The organism is Tundrisphaera macrotermitis (genome assembly GCF_051175315.1).
Taxonomy (GTDB): domain Bacteria; phylum Planctomycetota; class Planctomycetia; order Isosphaerales; family Isosphaeraceae; genus Tundrisphaera.
In genome coordinates this window covers 2,894,559-2,913,113 of record NZ_CP195100.1, presented here as the reverse complement: position 1 = coordinate 2,913,113, position 18,555 = coordinate 2,894,559, and the positions used below count along the sequence as shown (strand labels likewise).

Here is an 18,555-nt window from a genome sequence, read left to right as displayed (position 1 = left end):
TTATGGGCGATCGGCGGCCGATCGTCATCCCCGCCGGCGAAGTTCGCCCGCGGCGCCGTCAGGGGCCGCCGGCCAGCGACAGCCCGTATCGGGGCATCGCCTCGATCAGCCGGGCGATCGCCTCGGGCGACGGGGGGATCGGGGCGTCCTCGCGGCCCGCCAGCCGGTCGCCGGCCTCGGCGAAGAAGTGCTCCAGGCCGGCCGGCGTGACCGTGATGATCAGCTTGCCGGGCGCGTCGCCGACGTTGGTGAAGTTGTGGGGCACGTCGCGCCGGCCGAACAGGAATTCCCCCTTCGAGAGCCGGATCCGCTCGCCGGCCACGAGGAACTCGAACTCCCCCTCGACCACATAGAATCCCTCGTCCTCGCGGGTGTGGACATGCGGAGGCGATCCGCCCCCCGGGGGGACGTCGGCCTCGAAGACGAAGCAGGCCCCGTTCGTCTCGGCCCCGGTCATCAGGTAGGTGTAGCGGTCGCCGACCACCGAATAGACGGGCCGATCCTGATTTTCAGCCTTTGGCATCCTGGCCTCATGATGGGACGCGGGGATGATCGTGACGGGCGGCGAGCATACTGGGGGCCGGGTCCGGCCGCAATCCCGGCCGGCGGGCCCTGATCGCCCCGGGACGGCACGGCCCTTGCTGGCCCGAAGCCCGACGACGGCGCCCCGATCGGCCCGCCCGAGCGACCGATCCCCGGGCGATGAGGCCCGGCTCTCGGCCATGGTCGCGCCGCGGGGCGCAGAGCGAAGGGAGCGGCCGGGGCCGGATCCTACACAATAAGCCTCACATGATAATCCAACGCAATCGAACCGCGTCCCCCGGGGGCGGGAAGCCACCGAACCGCCCGATGCACCCGCGCCGATCGGGGGAGCGGCCGTGCCACGACGGTCGTGACAGGCCCCCGCGAAGCCGGACATCGCCGGGCCGCGGGGGCCGGGCATCCGGCACAACGGGCGGGCGGGGATTCCGGGGCAGGATCGTCCCCGTACCCGGCATTGTGGTGTAGAATGTGGGAATTCGGGCTAGCGGGACGGGCCGAGCGTTCGCGCCGATCGCCTTCGGAGATTCAGGAGTCGGGATGGACTGGTGCCACGTCCAAGAGCCGAGCGACCGATTCGTGGCCGGGGGGGCATGATGTCGGCTCCAGTCGAAGGAGAGGACCTGCGCGGCCAGGTCGCCCCCCACGGGTTCCTCAGCCCGCGCCAGCAGTCCGCCGAGGCGTTGCGCGAGCAATCGGAATGGCTGCGGGTCACGCTCTCCAGCATCGGCGATGCGGTGATCAGCACCGACGCCGCCGGCCGGGTGACGTTCATGAACGGGGTCGCCGAATCGCTGACCGGCTGGCCCCTGGCCGAGGCCCGCGGCCTACCGCTCCCGGACGTCTTTCGCATCGTGAACGAACGGAGCCGGGAGACGGTCGAGAACCCCGCCCTGCGCGCCCTGCGCGAGGGGCGGGTGGTGGGCCTGGCCAACCACACCCTGCTGATCGCGCGCGACGGGACCGAAAGGCCCATCGATGACAGCGCCGCCCCGATGCTCGACGGCGACGGGGCGGCGATCGGGGCGGTCCTGGTCTTCCGCGACGTGACCGAGCGCAAGGCGGCGGAGGTGATCCAGGCCCGCCTGGCCGCGATCGTCGAGTCGTCCGAGGACGCGATCATCAGCAAGACGCTAGACGGCATCATCCGGTCCTGGAACGCCGGCGCCGAGCGTCTGTTCGGCCACAAGGCCGAGGAGGCCATCGGCCGGCCGATCACCTTGATCATCCCCCCGGAGCGGCTGGAGGAAGAGCGCGAGATCCTCGCCAAGCTCCGCCGCGGCGAGCGGATCCAGCACTTCGAGACCGTCCGGGTCACCAAGGACGGCCGGCCGATCGACATCTCCCTTTCGGTCTCCCCGCTCCACGACGAGGAGGGCCACGTCGTCGGGGCGTCCAAGGTGGCCCGCGACATCACCGGGCGGAAGCGGGCCGAGGACGAGAAGGCCCGGCTGACCGAGACGCTCCGGCTGTCGCTGGACTCGGCCGACCTGGGGGCGTGGGACTGGGAAGCCGCCACCGACGCGATGGCCCTCTCCGCCCGCGCGGCCGAGATCTTCGGCATCGACCCGGCCGGCCCCCATCGTCGCGAGGGGCTCCGGGAGTTGATCCATCCCGACCACCGGGACCGGGCGCGGCGCGAGGCGGCCCGTGCGGTCGCGGAGCGGATCGACTACGACATCGAATACCCGATCGCGAACGGCCGGTGGGTGGCGGTCCGGGGCCGGGGGGTGTTCGACCCGGCGGGCGAGCTGGTCCGGATGGTCGGGGTCGCGCAGGACGTGACCGCCCGCAAGGAGGCCGAGGCGGAGGCCCGGGCGAGCGAGGGGCGGCGCCGGCTGCTGGTGGACCTGGCCGCGGCCACCCAGCCCCTGACCGACCCGGCGGCGATCATGGCCGAGGCCGCGCGGCTCCTGGCCGAGCACCTGGGGGCCGATCGCTGCGCCTACGCGGAGGTCGAGGACGAGTCGGTCTACAAGATCATCGGGGACCACCCGCGGGGCGTGCCGAGCATCGTCGGCCGCTGGCCGGTGGCCTCCTTCGGCGCGGAGCACCTCAGGGCGATGCGGGCCGATCAGCCCTTCGTCGTGGACGATGCCGAGGCCGACCCGTTCATCGGCCCGGCGGACCTGCCGGCCTACCGGGCGGCGGCCATCCGGGCGGCGATCTGCGTCCCCCTCCGGAAGCACGGGAAGTTCACGGCCGCGATGTCGGTCCACCAGTCGTCCCCCCGCCGATGGACGGCGGAGGAGGTCGGGCTGGTGACGACGTTCGTGGGCCGCTGCTGGGAGGCGCTGGAGCGGGCCCGGACCGACCGCGCCCTGAGGGAGAGCGAATGGCGGCACCGCGTGCTGGTCAATGCCAGCTCCGACGTGGTCTACCGCATGAGCGCCGACTGGGCGGAGATGCAGCCGCTCGACGGCCGCCACCTCATCCCCAGCAATCCCACCCCGATCCGCGACTGGATGGCGAGGAACGTGCCGCCCGAGGAGCACGAGCGGCTCCGGGCCGCGATCGACGCGGCGATCGCCGGGAAGCGGACATTCGAGCTGGAGCACCGGGTCAAACGCGTCGACGGGACGATCGGCTGGACGTTCTCGCGGGCGGTCCCGATCCTGGAAGGCGGCGAGATCGTCGAGTGGTTCGGCACCGCGCGGGATGTGACCGATCAGAGGCTCGCCCGGGAGGAGCTGGCCCGCGTGACGGCCGAGTCCGACCGGCTGCGCCGGCTCTACGAGGCGGTCCTCTCGGCCACCCCGGACTTCGTCTACGTCTTCAGCCTCGACCACCGCGTCCTCTACGCCAACGACGCCCTCATGACGATGTGGGGACGCGGCCCCGAGGAGACGATCGGCAAGACGTTCCTGGAGATCGGCTACGAGCCGTGGCATGCCGAGATGCACGGCCGCGAGATCGACCAGGTCCGGGCCACCCGGCGGCCGATCCGGGGCGAGGTCCCCTTCGCCGGGACGCACGGCCGACGCGTCTATGATTATATCTTCGTCCCCGTCCTGGGCGTCGATGGGGAGGTCGAGGCGGTCGCCGGCACCACCCGCGACATCACCGAGAGCAAGGAGGCGGAACGCCGCAAGGACGAGTTCATCGCGCTGCTGGCCCATGAGCTGCGCAACCCCCTGGCCCCCCTGCGCAACGGCCTCCAGCTGATGCGGATGGCGGGCGATGATGCCGAGGCCGCCGCCCAGGCCCGCGCCATGATGGAACGCCAGCTGGAGCACATGGTGCGGCTGATCGACGACCTCCTGGACATCTCGCGGATCAGCCTGAACAAGATGGAATTGCGGCGGTCGCGCGTCCTCCTGTCGGACGTGGTGAAGGCCGCGGTGGAGACCGCCGGCCCGGCCATCGAGGAGGCCGGGCACGAGCTGATCGTCTCCCTGCCGACGCGGCCCGTGCCCCTGGATGCCGACTCCACCCGGCTGGCCCAGGTGTTCAGCAACCTGCTCACCAACAGCGCCAAGTACACCGCGCGCGGCGGCCGGATCCGGCTCGCCGCCGAGCGCCGGGGCGATGAGGTGGTCGTGTCGGTGGAGGACACCGGCATCGGCATCCCCGCCGAGTTCCTCCCGCGCATCTTCGACATGTTCTCCCAGGTGGATCGGAGCATCGAGCGTTCCACCGGCGGCCTCGGCATCGGGCTGGCGCTGGTCAAGGGGCTGGTCGAGATGCACGGCGGGACCGTCGCCGCCGAGAGCAAAGGTCAGGGCCGGGGGACCACCTTCATCGTGCGGCTCCCGATCCCATCCGCGGAACCGGCCCGCGCGCCGGCCGTCGCCCCACGCGAGGCCGGCCATCCCCCGGTCGCGGGCCGTCGGCGGATCCTGGTCGTGGACGATAACAAGGACTCGGCCCGGTCGATGGCTCGGCTGCTCAAGCTGATGGGGAACGAGACCCGCCAGGCCTACGACGGGATCGAGGCGGTCGAGGTCGCCGAGCGGTTCCGGCCCGACGTCATCCTGATGGACATGGGCATGCCCCGGCTCAACGGCTACGAGGCCACCCGCCGCATCCGCTCCCAGGATTGGGGCCGGTCCACCTTCATCATCGCGATGACCGGCTGGGGCCAGGATCGCGACCGGGCCCGGTCGAAGGAAGCGGGCTGCTCCGGCCACCTCGTCAAGCCCGTCGATTTCGCCGACCTGGAACGGCTGCTGGCGGACTTCCCCGGGCCCGAGGGGCGTGGGGATGCCCCGGCGGGGGGCTGAGCCGCCCCCCGCAGACGCCCGGCGCCGCGAGGCGGGCCGGGAATCGCCGGGGGGCCGCGATCGGGGCGGGGATCAGGGCGCGGAGGCGGGCTTCTCGCCGGCCCCGTCGTCGTTGCCCCGGGCAGCGGGCTTCTCGGGCTCGGGGGCGGCCGCGGGCGGGCCTTCGACGCGGGCCGGGATGACGAGCCCCGGGGCCTTCACGTCGAAGTTGAAGACATCCCCGGCCTTCTCGACGCGAGCGGTGAGCTTGGATGCCGAGAGGTCGGTGTATTCCCGAGGTAGTAGCTCTCTCGAATTCAACATGCTCGGCGGCGGGGACATGCTGGATCGGGGACCGATCCCCTGGGGCACGTTCTCGGGCGAGAGCAGCAGGCTGATGGCGACCTTGTACTCGCCCGGCGAGATTCCCGGCCGATTCGAAGTCGTGACGGTGTACTCGCCCTTCGCGTCGGTTTCGCCGAGACCGGGCGACCAGGCTTTCGGGAGGAACGTGATGACGGCCCCCTGGAGCGGCTCTCCGTTGAGGGTGATGACCCCGCTCACGGGGACCAGGTTCGAGAAGTCAGGGCCTCCGGCGTCATCCTCGCTTTCCGCCCCCATGCAGCCAAAAGTGAGGGTCAGGACGGCCGTCCAAAGCAATCGACGTTGCGTCAAGCATCTTGCGATCATGGAGGGGCGACTCATTCGAGGGGAAGTCCCGCGCGGGCCCACCTTCACGGATGGGCCCGACGCCAGGGCTCGGCAGGTCAATTCTACTTATTCGCGGTGGCCGTGGGGGTCCGTGCCAGGTTGAAGTCGAACGTCCCTCCCGCTTCGGTGACGTCCGCCTTGAACTCCTGCTTGGGGGCGGGCGCCTTCTTCGGACCCGGCGGGGCCGCCGCCTCGTTGCTGAGTTGGGCCATGTAGGGGTCGTTGATGAAGTCCGGATGGATCGCGCCCCCCCCCGCGGTCGGCTCGGCGATGATCATGACCTTGTAAGAGCCGGGGGCCAATCCCGACCTGGTCAGCCACATGGCGTCATAGTGGCCCGTCTCGTCGGTTGCGGCACTACCTGGGGTATTGTCCTTGTTACCCGGCTCGGGGATGAAGGTCAGCACGGCCCCGGCCACGGGTTTGCCCGCCTGCGCGACCATCCCATCGACCCGGACCAGCTTGACCCGACCTTCCGAGCCGCATCCGGTGAACCCGAGCCCGGACAGGGCCAGGGCCAGGGTCGCCAGCGATCGAATCTGTCTCATCGGTGCACATGCCTTCGTCACGGTGAAAGACGAATTCGGAAGGCCCTCCGCGGACGACATGGATGCATGCCGTCCGCGGCGAGACTCACCTCCGGAAGAATCGAGGTCTTCACGAGCTCAATAAGCGTCCGAGCTGATGACCTCGCCGCCGCCGATGGTCGCCAGGCTCCACCATGTGTAGACGTTGATGGAATCCTTGAAGAAGCGGACGCTGCCGTCGGCCATCGCCATGTTCACCCCGCCCGGGTGCTTGCTGCTGAAGTTGTAGGCGTAGGGGCGGATCTTCTGCTCGGGCGGGAAAGTCGGGTACTGCACGCCCGTCTTGCCGTTGGGCAGCATCATCAGGACGGAGCCGTTCGTCGGCGGGTAGATCATGCCGTGGGTGGAGGTGTGGCAGCCCGAGCCCCAGTAGGGACCGTAGCCATACCCGCCGTCCGACACCGTCTGCCCGGTCCCGCGGTACTTGCCCAGGCCGTTGATCGACTCGCCCAGCAGGAGCGTATTGCTGGTCCCGTCGCTGATGTCGGCGAGCCTCGTCGAGATGTCGTTGTAGAAGGTCCCGCGCGAGATCGCGGCGGGGACGGCCCCGCCGGTGCCGGGGCACTGCGACTCGGAGGAATTGGCGGTGCAGACGAGGTAGTTGCTCCGCATCGCGTTCTGCCGCGAGTAGTGCGTCGTGGCCGGGTCGTTGACGACCGTCGCGGGGTTGGGGTCGGAGGGGCAGATGTAGGTCGCGACCATCGTGCCGACCGCCGTCGAGTTGGAGAACGCCGAGCCGACGGTCCTCGTGAGCGGGGACACGACCCCGTTGGTCGAGGCCTGGCTGAAGTTGTAGGCGTTGTAGAGCGCCGTCTGCTCCAGGGAGCCCAGGATCATGCTGAAGGCCGTCGTGCTGAGCACCGAGCCCGTCCCGCCGTTGCCCCCGGCGGTCACGCAGCTGCTGGCGAAGATCTTGGCCGGCGGGAACGCCCCGTTGGCGCTCTCGTAATTGTGCATCGCCAAACCCATCTGCTTCAGGTTGTTGGTGCACTGCGAGCGGCGGGCCGCCTCGCGGGCCGCCTGAACGGCGGGCAATAGCAGGGCGATCAGGACGGCGATGATCGCGATCACCACCAGCAGTTCGATCAGGGTGAAGCCACGCCGTGCGCGCATGGGAGTGCAACCTCTGGAAAAGAGTTGATGGTGTGATTGATTGCAGGGGCAGAGCATCGCCCCGGATCGGGGGATCGAAGGGAATATCGCTACGGGGCGATATTATGCCGGGGGCGACATCCAGGCATTCTGGTGGGAGCGATTCGATGAAGCAAGAAAAATCCGTGAAGATGCGGCCCGGGGCCGGCGAGGGAAACTCATGCAGTTGAGCCTTCCTCGCGATGCCGGCCTATGGGATGGCCGAATCCCATGATCGATCCGGGATCCGGGTCGCATGGGGGTGCCCATCGTTGGAATCGCCGAGTCCGGGAGGATTTCGAATTCCGTGCAGCGATCGGCGGGCATCACGCCCGGTCTGAAAGCGAAATCCGTGCCACCTCACCCCGCGCCCTGGTTGCGACCCGGATCAACCATCGAGCACGAGGGCCAAGGCCTGCCATTCGAGGGAGTTAGCGAGTTTCGGTGCGGTGCAAACTCCGCGAGCCAACCGCATCGTCGGCGCCGCCCCTCCGGGTGACGGCGAATACGATCCATGCAAAAGTGCCCGGTTCTCCAGCAGAGGCGGGGAGAAAAGTGACCCGGACGACCGGGGGTTCGGCGGTCATGGATGCAAAGTTCGACCCGGTGACCGGGTGCAAATCGGGGACCGTGGGCCGCCTCGAGCCTGGGATCCCGGCCGGCGCACGCCGATCACACCCGGCGCTCTACTAGCGCAGGATCACGAAGCCCGGCGGGGACCGCGATCGGTCAGCGCCGATCCGGAAAGACCGCCGCTCAAACCCGCGGCGTCCGGCGTGGCGGTCCGGTGCCCCATCCCGCCAGGGCCCGATTCTGGGGAGACCATTCGGCGGCCGGGGATCTCGATGCGGAGCCCCGGGGCCAGATCACCCCGCGCCGGGCGGGGCGACGGCCGGCTTCTTCCTGCGGGGCCGCCTCACCCCGAGCTTCTTGAGGAACGACCGGGCGTTGTTCATGAGCCGATCTTTGACCTGGTGGGCCCGGGTATGCTGGCGATGACCGATGACGGAGAAGTCACGGTCCCGGATGCGGGAGAGGCGATAGCCTTTCGCCTCGATCACCCGCGAAAACCCGACCTCGCCGGCCGTCGCCTGCCGATAGGTCGCCCCGACCAGCGGGAAGCCCCCGACTTCTTCCAGGACCGCGCGGCTGGTGAAGAGGATGATCGCCGACAGGTGGGTCCCCAGCTCGGTCGCCGGCAGGCCATGCCCCTCGATGAACGTCTTCACCGCCTCGACGGGGTGCAGCGGCTCGCCCGCCGGCCAGATGCTCGGGCCGAGGTCGCGGTCGGTCGACTCGCGGATGAACTCCCAGGTCTTGTGCTCCCAGAAGTAGAGCTCGCCCAGCAGCCCGACCCCGCGGTCGCGGGCCATCCGGAATTCGAAGTCCGAGATCCAGTTCTTCGCCTTGAGGAAGCACTGCGACTGGAGGAACAGGAAGTAGTCGTATCCCTCCGAAGCCCGCCAGCCGATGTCCCAGGCTTCGATGTTGTAGCCGTGGTTGACCCGGTTGATGACCCGCGCCCGGAGCCCGGCGAATTGGGGGGGGAGGGTCAGTGGCTTGAGGTCCCCGCCGTTGACGACGATCACGACGTCGAACGGGGCGCCCGGGTCCACCTTGCCCATCTGCTTCAGCAGGCGGAACAGGGGGCCGATCGGCTCGCCGATGTAATAGCAAACGACGACGCACGTCCTGGTTGCCATCGGCATCCGACCTCAAGGCGTGCCACGATGATAAACAACAAGCCCACCCGCCACCCCGGAGGGCAACGGATAGGCTCTCGGGTGTTGAGTCAGGCCATCGGGAAGGAGGTGGCTGAAAGAACTCGGCGTCGAAAGGATTTGACCTTCATTCCGGATACAAACAGGAGCGAGGATGACGGGGCATGACGCCGCGACCGTCCGGCCTCACGGACTGTCCGAACTTCCGAATGTTAGCCCCAACCCATTGCCGAACAACAACTTCCGAAGCCACCTAAACCCGACTCAATCCGATATTAGTACCGGAATTGCCCGAAGTCAACCTATGACCGGGAGATTATACAGGAGGTCGGCGGGTGATCGCTGATCGCTTGACTGAGAAACGGCCTCTGCATCTCAGCGGCATCTCCGCGGACGTGACCGAATGATATTCGACGTCGAGACGATGGTTCGGTTGGGCCTGTACCCGGGAGTGTGCCCGCGGTCTGCCGCCGTGGAGGAGCCGCGCCCACGGTCATGAGTGGGGGATTCATCCGTCCCGAAGGATGTCGCTCGGGCCCGGACTGCGGAGCGATGACGCCCGCCTTTCGACGAAGGGGGGCGGGCGTCCCTGGGTTTCGAAGATGTTCTCGGGAGAAGGGATGAGCCGTCAGGCCGCCGGAGACCGGCCTCCACGCCGGCGGGCGAAGAGCAGTCCGGTGGCGGCCGCCACGCCCCAGAGCGAGAGCGAAGACGGCTCGGGCACCGCCGCCGAGCCCAGGATGACGTTGTCCAGATCCCCGCTGTCCGGACCGTCGATGAACTCGCCCCGGATTCGCAGCCGGTCCACACCCGACAGCACGGCCAAGAACTGCGACCGCGTCGCGATCGCCCCGTCGAGCGTCCCGATCCTCCATCCCGACGACTCGGTGAGCAGGACGCTGTAGGTCGTCCAGATGTTCGGCCGCGGATTGACCGTCGTGTCGTAGACCAGCCGCAGGGCGCCGTTCCTCAGGATGATGTCGGGCTCATCGAACAGGGTGCCATCGCCCCGCTGTCGGAGGTCGAAGGTCAGGGCCTGGCCATAGGCCGCGGAGATGTCGCCGAGGAACTTCCCGGGGGCGTCCCAGTACCAGGTGCCCCCGACCGTCTCGTCGAACCCGCGCAGGAAGCCGCCCGGGTTGCCGCCCGTCGCGACATACGTCGGCACTGCGGACGTCGAGTCGCCGGCGAGCGTCCAGCCGTCGTCGCCCGTGTCGAAGGTGCTCGATGCGATGAAGGCCGCGGCCGCCGGGGCCTCGCAAAGGGCCAGGGTCCCCAAGAAGATCGCCGCGATTCGGAGCCGCTGCATCGTTGATCCCCCACCATGAGTCCATGCCGTCGCCCGCGAGAGCGGCGAGAGGCCCCGGGGACGCCGGGAGTTCGCATGTTAATCCGGCTGGAATCCGAAATTGAGAGAAATCATTCGCATATTCACAATTTGCATCGGTCGGAGGCGATTCCACTCCCCGCCGCCGACCCGGCCTCCATCCTCGCCATCAGGTCGCCCGATGTCGACGGCTCGCGGGCCGGCCATCCGGCACCGCAGGGCGAGCGGGACGCATGGTCCCCGGGAGTAGCCGAGTTCGAAGGCAGGGCTGGGGAGTGGGCGGGCCGCCGGTGCTCCTGTTGGCCCGCCAGGGCGAGATCGCCCCAGCGACGGATCGGTTGCTGGGCCAGCTCTGCGGCGGCTGATCCGCGGCCAAGGTCCAGCGGATCCGCTCGAGCGCGGCGTACCTCCGCCGCTGTGCGACGTCGCTCGCCCCGAGGCGGCACCGGGCGAACCGGAGGAAGTCGGCGATCGGGGATGGGAAACGGCGGCTTTCGAAACAAAGAAACCCCGGTGTTACCCGGGGTTTCCGTTGAGGCGAGGATGACGGGGCTCGAACCCGCAACCTCCGGCGTGACAGGCCGGTGCTCTAACCAATTGAGCTACATCCCCTCAGTCGTCCGCATTTCGTCATGTCGGGCGAGTGAGACGAATCTTAGCCGGTGTCGCCGACCGAGTCAAGCGTCTGGTCCCCGATCCTCGACGTTTCTTCCGCCGGTTGCTAAGATCGGGCAGCGATAGGGGGCCGGGGCCCCGATGCGGACGGCGTCGGAGTGCGGGAGGAACGGACGTTGCGGATCTCCAAGGCGGTCATCACGGCGGCGGGGCGCGGGGCCCGGCAGTATCCGGTGTTCGACTCGGTGCAGAAGGCGATGCTCCCGCTGGTCGACCGCGACGGGATGACCAAGCCGGTCCTCCAGATCATCGCCGAGGAGGCGCTGGAGAGCGGGATCGAGGAGATCTGCATCGTCTGCGCCCCGAGTGACGAGGCCGTCTACCGCCGCCACTTCGAGAGCTATGCCGCCAACCTCCGGTCGGCATTCAAGGGGGTGGAGTGGGTCGAGGAGCAGGCCCGCAAGATCGGCGAGCTGGCCCAGAGGCTCCGGTTCGCGGTCCAGGATGAGCCTCTGGGGTACGGCCACGCGGTCTGGTGCGCCCGGGACTTCGTGGCCGGCCAGCCCTGCCTGCTGCTCTTGGGGGATCACCTCTACATCTCCGGCGAGGCCCGCCGCTGCGCCCGGCAGCTGATCGACCTCGCCGAGGCCGAGGGGTGCGCCGTGTCGGCCGTGCAGGCGACCCGCGAGCACCTGATCCACCAGTACGGCACGATCCAGGGGCGGCGGCTGCACGACCGGCCCGACGTCTACGCGATCGACGAGATCATCGAGAAGCCCAATCCCACGCTCGCCGAGCTGCGGCTCCAGGTCCCCGGGCTCCGGGCCGGTCACTACCTCTGCTTCTTCGGCATGCACGTGCTGACGCCCGGCGTGTTCGACGGCCTGGCGGAGTTGGTGGCCGGCGATCGCCGGGAACTGGGCTCGATCCAGCTGACGACCGCGCTGGATGCCCTGGCCCGCCGCGAGAAGTACCTGGCCCTGGAGGCGCGGGGCACCCGCCACAACCTCGGGGTCAAGTTCGGCGTGGTCGAGGCCCAGATCGCCCTGTCGCTGGCGGGCGTGGACCGCGAGCGGATGCTCACCACGCTCCTGGAATCGGTCGTCCGGGTCGAGCAGAACGCGTCCTGAGCCGGAACCTTGCACCTCCCAGAGGAGTCGCCCGTCGTGACGGCCAGGACGTCGAACGCCCCCAACCCGCTGATCCAGACCATCACCGATCCCGACCCCGCCGTCCGCGACCGCTCCCTGGGGGCGATGCTGGATGGGCTGCCCACCGCAGAGGTCCGCCGGATCGCCGAGGAGGTCGAACGGTTCCGCCAGGACGCCCGCAACCTCTATGAGCGGGTCCGCGCCTCGATGTTCCTCCACGCGATCTACCGCTACCATCTCCAGGATGCCCCGGACATCCCGCCGGGGGGGATGATCCCGTTCGACGGGTTCCTGGACCTGATGGGCCGGCGGTACGAGCAGGCGATCTCCGCGTTCCGGCAGGCCGTGGAGCGCGACGGCCTGGACGGGTCGATCGCCAGTGCGCTGGCCTCGGCCTACGAGAAGATCACCTATCAGACCCTGGCCGACCAGGTCCGGCGGTCGGTCCGGGGATGCCGGGGGAATCGGTGGATGTTCCGCGTCGGCCAGGTCGACGAGCATCCGATCCGGATCCATCCCCGGCTGCTGGAGCGGGCCTCCGACGACGGCCTGTTCCCGATCCTGGTCGAGCGGACCCCGGTGCGGCTCGACCTGTCGCACAGCGCCTGGTCGGACATCTTCTTCCTGGGGATGGACTACCCCGAAGGGGCGCGGGTCCTGAACATCTCGGTGGACCTGGGCGTCCACGGCCGCGATGCCCGCCCGGTGCCGCCGATCGAGACGCGCGTGCGGGTGATCGCCGAGCCGATCCTCCGGCTGACCAGCATCGACCTGGACGCCTGCAAGGACGTGGCGACCCTGGAGGAGCTGTTCAACTTCGGCAACGACTACCTCGGGCTGGTCAAGGCGGGGGTGATCGCCTCGGGGCTGGTCCCGGCGTCGCTGGAAGGGACCTCGGCGAAGCTCGACGAGTTGCTGGCCCAGGTCGTCCGGCCCGGGCACGGCCTGGAGGTGGTCAGCAAGGTCAACGACATCCCCAAGGGGTCGCGGCTGGCGGTCTCCACCAACCTGCTCGCGTCGATCATCTCGGCCCTGATGCGGGCCACCGGCCAGGCGCGGAACCTCGCCGGCCCGCTCCACCCCGAGGAGGCGCCGGTCGTCGTGGCCCGCGCCATCCTGGGGGAATGGCTGGGCGGGTCGGGCGGCGGCTGGCAGGACTCCGGCGGCGTCTTCCCCGGCGTGAAGCTGATCCGGGGCGTGGCGGCGGCCGAAGGGGACCCCGAGTGGGGGGTGAGCCGGGGCCGTTTGCTCCCCTCGCACGAGATCCTCGACGCCCGGCCCGACGACGATCAGGCCGACGTCGCCGAGACGCCCGAGTTCCACCAGAGGCTGGCCGAGAGCCTGGTACTGGTCCACGGAGGGATGGCCCAGAACGTCGGTCCGATCCTCAACATGGTGACCGAGAAGTACTTGCTCCGGAGCGGGTCGGAGTGGGACGGCCGGGCCGAGGCCCTGCGGATCTTCGAGGGGATCGTCGGTGCCGTCCGGTCCTCGGACGTCAAGGAGCTGGGCCGGCTGACCACCGCCAACTGGGAGGGGCCGATCAAGGGGATCATCCCCTGGGTCAGCAACCCGTTCACCGAGGCGATCATCCGCGAGGCGAAGGCGGCGCTGGGCGACGACTTCTGGGGCTTCCTGATGCTCGGCGGGATGTCGGGCGGCGGCATGGCCTTCTTCGTCGCGCCGGAGCGCAAGGCGTGGTTCCTGGACGAGGCCAAGGCGCTGATGCGGAGGGTCAAGGCGACGCTCGACGACGCCCTGCCCTTCGCGATGGAGCCGGTGGTCTACGACTTCCGGATCAACCCGCACGGCACGTTCGCCGAGCTGGACGTGGACGACGCGGCCATGATGCCGCCCCGCTACTACACCCTGCAGGTCCCCCGGATGATCGCCGAGGGGCCGGCCGGGCTCGCACCGGGCCGCAAGGCGGACGTGGACCACTTCGCCAACCGGCACGCGCAGGCCGACGACCTGCTCCGGGTCTTCCGGACCATGATCAACCACCTGTTCCCGGTGGCGAGGGCCGCCGGGGACTCGCGGGCGATCGACTGGGACCGGGCCTCCGAGGCGATCCGGGCCGAGAACGGGTTCGACCCGGTCCAGCATGAGCAGTTGCGCGACGACCTCCGCCGGGGTCGGATCGGCCTGAGCCGCAACCGCCTGCCGGTCGACATCGACATCCGCGACGTCGAGGACGGCGACCTCATCGACGCCACCGGGCCGTTCCCGTCCCACGCGATCGAGCGGGGCGAGCGGGCGATCCGCAACGGCGAGGTCGCCGTGGTGTCGCTGGCGGCCGGGGTCGGCAGCCGCTGGACGACCGGCGCCGGGGTGGTCAAGGCGGTCAACCCGTTCGTGATGCTCGATGGCCGGCACCGGAGCTTCCTGGAGATCCACCTGGCCAAGACGGGCAAGGTCCAGGACCGCTACGGCGTCCGCATCCCCCACGTGGTCACGACCAGCTTCCTGACCCACCAGGCGATCGAGCACCACCTCCAACAGTCCCGCAACTACGGCCACGACGGGCCGGTGATCCTGTCGCGGGGGCAGTCGATCGGCCAGAGGCTGATCCCGATGGCGCGGGACCTCTCGTTCCTCTGGGAGGAGGGGGCGCACGAGATCCTCGACGAGAACAAGCAGAAGGTCCGCGACGCCGGCCGCCGCGCCATCCTGGACTGGGCCCGGTCGCGGGGGGAAGGGTCCGACTACGTGGACAACGTGCCGATCCAGCGGTTCAACCCGCCGGGGCACTTCTACGAGGTCCCCACCCTGCTCCGCAACGGCGTCCTGGCCCGGCTGTTTGACGAGTCGCCGAACCTCAAGTGGCTGCTGGTCCACAACATCGACACCCTGGGCGCCGACATCGACCCGGGCGTCCTGGGCCTGGCCATCGAGGCCGGCTCGGCCCTGGGGTTCGAGGTGATCCCCCGGCGGATCGACGACCGGGGCGGCGGGCTGGCCCGGGTCGGCGGCCGGTTGCGGCTGCTGGAAGGGCTGGCCCAGCCGCGCGAGGACGTCGAGTTCCGGCTCCGCTATTACAACACGCTGACCACCTGGGTCGACGTCGACAAGCTGCTGGACGCCTTCCGCCTGACCCGGGCCGACCTCCGGGACCGCCCGGAGAAGGTCGCCGCCTCGGTCCGCGAGGTGGCGGCGCGGGTGCCGACCTACGTCACGATCAAGGACGTCAAGCGGCGCTGGGGGCACGGCCAGGAGGACGTCTTCCCGGTCGTCCAGTTCGAGAAGCTCTGGGGCGACCTGTCCTCCCTGCCCGACCTCGCCTGCTCGTTCCTGGCCGTCGATCGCCGCCGGGGCCAGCAGCTCAAGGACGCGGCACAGCTGGACGGCTGGGCCAACGACGGCAGCCGCGACCACGTCCGATCCCTGTGCAAGCTGTCCGCGCCCGGACGGGCGTGATGCCGCCGGGCCACGCCGGCGCCCGGGGGGCGGGCGGGACGGGCTTGCGATCGGGCGGGGAATTTCGATGATGGACTCCACGCCCAGACCGCGACCTCGACCGGCATCCGCCTGGAGGATCCCCGATGCAATTGCTCCGCTCGATCTACGACGTGATCCTCGACCGGAGCCCCGAGGAGGTCCTGGGCGCCATCGCCATCGCGGTCGCCCTGTCGATCGTCCTGTCCGGGGTGTTCGCCCTGTTCCGCCGCAAGGTCGAGGATCGCGTCCTGCTGGTGATCGCCCTGATGATCCTGGCCTGCGTCACGTCGATGGGGTTCGGGGCCGGCTACGTCATGGCGTACAAGGACCGGAGCATGCGATCCCGGCCCGGCGAGGGGTTCGGTCCGCCGGGCCGTTCCGGGCCGCCGGGCTCGGTCTCCCGGGCCCTGAAGCGGGCCGACGCCGACGGCGACGGCCGGATCTCCGAGGGCGAGGCGGCCGAGGCCGCCCGAAGCTTCGTCGCGGCGCTCCAGCCGCCGGGGATCGGCTCCGTCGACTACTCGACCCTGGCCGCGGCACTCCTCCAGAGCGAGATCTACCTCCCCTTCGCCGCCGACCCCCCGGGGTCGTACGGGGAACTCGACGCGAGGGTCGCCGAATGGCTCGTGGAGGCGGCCGACGCCGATTCGGACCATCGGCTCACGATGGACGAGGCGACCGCCTTCCTGAAGCGGGCCGACACCGACGGCGACGGCCACCTGGGCCGGCGGGAACTCCGCTCGGTGATGTGGCCCCTCTCCCCATCCCATTCCCCCTTCAGCCCGTCCGGACCGATGCCCGGCTCCCACGGCCGGCCCCGGGCCGATGGCCCCTCCGCGTTCGACATGAACAACCGGCCTCCGGCCGGCCCGGACGCCCCCCGGGTCGTCCCCGACGCGGGCGGGAGGACGGAGGCGACCGCGCAGCCCCCGGCCCCGGCCGGCCCTTGATCGGGGCCCCCTCCCGGCCCCGACGCGGCACGCCCGAACGCCGGGCGAATGCGATGGCAAGATTCGCGCATCCCGGTTAGGATCGGGGACAACTGGCCCGGTCGCGGCCGGGCCCTCGGGGACATGGCGAAGGGGTGGCGCACGGTGCGGGTCGGGATCGGTCATGATACGCATCGCCTGGTCGAGGGCCGTCCGCTGATCCTGGGCGGGGTCCGCATCGATCATCCCAGGGGCCTGCTCGGCCATTCCGACGCCGACGTGGTGATGCACGCGGTCGCCGATGCGCTGCTCGGCGCCTCGGCCCTGGGGGATATCGGCGAGATCTTCCCCGACACCGACCCCGAATGGCTCGGGCTCGACGGCGGGCGCCTGCTGGGCGAGGTCGTGGCCCGCGTCGCCGGCGCCGGCTGGCGGCCGATGAATTGCGACGTGATCATCCACGCCCAGGCCCCCAAGCTCCTGGCCCACAAGCCGGCCATCCGGGCCAACGTCGCCCGGGTGCTCGGCCTGGCCGAATCCGCCGTGAACATCAAGGCCAAGACCGGCGAGCACGTCGGCCCGGTCGGCCGCGCCGAGGCGATCTGTTGCGAGGCGGTGGTCCTCCTCCAACCGGCCTGAATGCCCCTGGTCCCCCGTCCTCCCGAGCCTTTCGCCATGCCGCTCCGCCTCTACAACACGCTCACGCAGACCAAGACGCCGTTCCAGACCGTCCGGCCCGGCAAGGTGGGCATGTACGTCTGCGGGCCGACCGTCTATTCCAACAGCCACGTCGGCCACATGGTCGGCCCGGTCATCTTCGACACGATCAAGCGGCACCTGGTCTACCTCGGCTACGAGGTGACCTGGGTCGTCAACATCACCGACGTCGACGACAAGCTGATCGTCCAGGCTCAGAAGGACGGGACCACCGTCAAGGACCTGGCCGATCGCGTGACCGAGGATTATCTCCGCTGCCTCCACGCCCTCGGGGTCGACGGCATCGACCACATGCCCAAGGCCACCGAGCACATCGGCGAGATCATCGCCATGACCCAGGGGCTGATCGACAAGGGCTTCGCCTACCCGTCCGCCGGCGACGTCTACTTCGAGGTCTCCAAGGCCCCCGAATACGGCAAGCTCAGCCACCGCGACCCGGAACAGCTCGAAGCCGGCGCCCGGATCGAGCCCACGGCGATCAAGCGGCACCCCGGCGACTTCGCCCTCTGGAAGGGCTCCAAGCCGGGCGAGCCGTCGTGGGATAGCCCCTGGGGCCCGGGCCGTCCGGGGTGGCACATCGAGTGCTCGGCCATGAGCATGAAGATCCTGGGCGAGCACTTCGACATCCACGGCGGCGGGCTCGACCTCGTCTTCCCCCACCACGAGAACGAGGTCGTGCAGTCGGAGTGCTACTCCGGCCAGACCTTCGCCACCTACTGGCTGCACAACGGCCTGCTCACCAAGGGCGGCAAGAAGATCAGCAAGTCCGACCCCGGCACCGTGGTGCTGATGGCCGACCTGCTGGAGAAGTACGACCCGGACACGCTCCGCTGCCTGTTCCTCTCCAGCCATTACCGCCGGCCGATCGACTACGGCCCCGACCGCCTCAACGAGCTGTCCCGCGCCCTCCAGGCGTTCTATAACCTGTTCGACCGCTTCGAGGCCGCCACCGGCGAGAGCTTCTACGACCTCGACGCCCCGACCCGCGCCGCCGACGAGCCGCCGGCCGGCGAGGACGCCCGCGTGGCCGAGTTCCGCGAGTATCGCGCCCGGTTCCTGGAGGCGATGGACGACGACTTCAACACCGGCGGGGCCCTCGGCGAGCTGTTCGAGCTGGTCAAGGCCCTGCGGAAGTTCGCCGTCGCGCAGAAGCTCGACCAGCCGGGCGCCGCCGAGGCCGACAAGGCCGCGTTCCGCTCCGGGATGGTCATCCTCAAGGAACTGGCCCAGATCCTCGGCCTGTTCCGCGAGCCCCGGGCGAAGGTCGAGGCCGAGCCGAAGTCCGACGCCCTCACCGGGCCGTTGCTCGACCTGCTCGTGGAACTTCGTACACGAGTTCGGAAGGAGAAAAACTTCGCGATGGCCGATGAGATCAGGAAGAGGCTCGCGGCGATCGGCGTGACCCTGGAAGACCGGCCCGATGGCACGGCCTGGAAGATCGACGCCCCGGCCTGATCTTGGGTTCGTTTCGCATGGAGGTGACCCG

The 18,555-nt window shown here is 69.7% G+C and carries 12 protein-coding genes and 1 tRNA gene; 6 read left to right on the top strand and 7 right to left on the bottom strand.

Annotation, left to right across the window (positions count from 1 at the left end):
* Positions 1–58: 58 nt before the first annotated feature.
* Entirely contained in the window at positions 59–523 is a 465-nt protein-coding gene (locus TA3x_RS11655) for a cupin domain-containing protein (RefSeq protein WP_435021358.1), read from the bottom strand.
* 610 nt (positions 524–1,133) lie between these two features.
* Between TA3x_RS11655 and TA3x_RS11650 the strand changes: the two genes are divergently transcribed.
* Entirely contained in the window at positions 1,134–4,763 is a 3,630-nt protein-coding gene (locus tag TA3x_RS11650) for a PAS domain S-box protein (protein WP_435021356.1), read from the top strand.
* Positions 4,764–4,835: 72 nt separating this feature from the next.
* Here the strand turns inward: TA3x_RS11650 and TA3x_RS11645 are convergent, their stop codons facing one another.
* The 6 genes from TA3x_RS11645 to TA3x_RS11620 form a co-directional block, all read right to left on the bottom strand.
* A complete protein-coding gene (locus tag TA3x_RS11645) occupies positions 4,836–5,417 on the bottom strand; it encodes a carboxypeptidase-like regulatory domain-containing protein (protein ID WP_435021354.1) in 582 nt (193 codons plus the stop codon).
* A gap of 98 nt (positions 5,418–5,515) precedes the next feature.
* On the bottom strand, positions 5,516–6,001 hold the full coding sequence (locus TA3x_RS11640) for a carboxypeptidase-like regulatory domain-containing protein (protein ID WP_435021352.1): 486 nt from the start codon (positions 5,999–6,001) through the stop codon (positions 5,516–5,518).
* Between the two features lie 117 nt (positions 6,002–6,118).
* Positions 6,119–7,153, bottom strand: coding sequence for a DUF1559 domain-containing protein (locus tag TA3x_RS11635; RefSeq protein WP_435021350.1), 1,035 nt, complete (start codon positions 7,151–7,153; stop codon positions 6,119–6,121).
* Positions 7,154–8,037: 884 nt separating this feature from the next.
* Entirely contained in the window at positions 8,038–8,874 is an 837-nt protein-coding gene (locus TA3x_RS11630) for a hypothetical protein (protein WP_435021348.1), read from the bottom strand.
* Between the two features lie 646 nt (positions 8,875–9,520).
* Complete coding sequence (locus TA3x_RS11625; protein WP_435021346.1) at positions 9,521–10,201, bottom strand: laminin B domain-containing protein; 681 nt, start codon at positions 10,199–10,201, stop codon at positions 9,521–9,523.
* Between the two features lie 556 nt (positions 10,202–10,757).
* Positions 10,758–10,831, bottom strand: a tRNA-Asp gene (locus TA3x_RS11620).
* A 179-nt stretch (positions 10,832–11,010) separates the two neighbouring features.
* Between TA3x_RS11620 and TA3x_RS11615 the strand changes: the two genes are divergently transcribed.
* The 5 genes from TA3x_RS11615 to cysS all read left to right on the top strand — a co-directional run bounded on the left by TA3x_RS11615 (position 11,011) and on the right by cysS (position 18,524).
* Positions 11,011–11,964, top strand: coding sequence for a UTP--glucose-1-phosphate uridylyltransferase (locus tag TA3x_RS11615; protein ID WP_435021344.1), 954 nt, complete (start codon positions 11,011–11,013; stop codon positions 11,962–11,964).
* A 36-nt stretch (positions 11,965–12,000) separates the two neighbouring features.
* On the top strand, positions 12,001–15,402 hold the full coding sequence (locus TA3x_RS11610) for a UTP--glucose-1-phosphate uridylyltransferase (protein ID WP_435021342.1): 3,402 nt from the start codon (positions 12,001–12,003) through the stop codon (positions 15,400–15,402).
* Between the two features lie 125 nt (positions 15,403–15,527).
* Positions 15,528–16,373 (top strand): hypothetical protein, encoded by an 846-nt coding sequence (locus TA3x_RS11605; RefSeq protein WP_435021340.1) that lies wholly within the window; start codon positions 15,528–15,530, stop codon positions 16,371–16,373.
* A gap of 123 nt (positions 16,374–16,496) precedes the next feature.
* Entirely contained in the window at positions 16,497–16,991 is a 495-nt protein-coding gene (gene ispF, locus TA3x_RS11600) for a 2-C-methyl-D-erythritol 2,4-cyclodiphosphate synthase (protein WP_435021338.1), read from the top strand.
* Between the two features lie 36 nt (positions 16,992–17,027).
* Positions 17,028–18,524 carry a cysteine--tRNA ligase gene (gene cysS, locus TA3x_RS11595; protein WP_435021336.1) on the top strand — a complete coding sequence of 499 codons (1,497 nt, stop codon included), beginning with the start codon at positions 17,028–17,030 and terminating at the stop codon, positions 18,522–18,524.
* Positions 18,525–18,555: the final 31 nt, after the last annotated feature.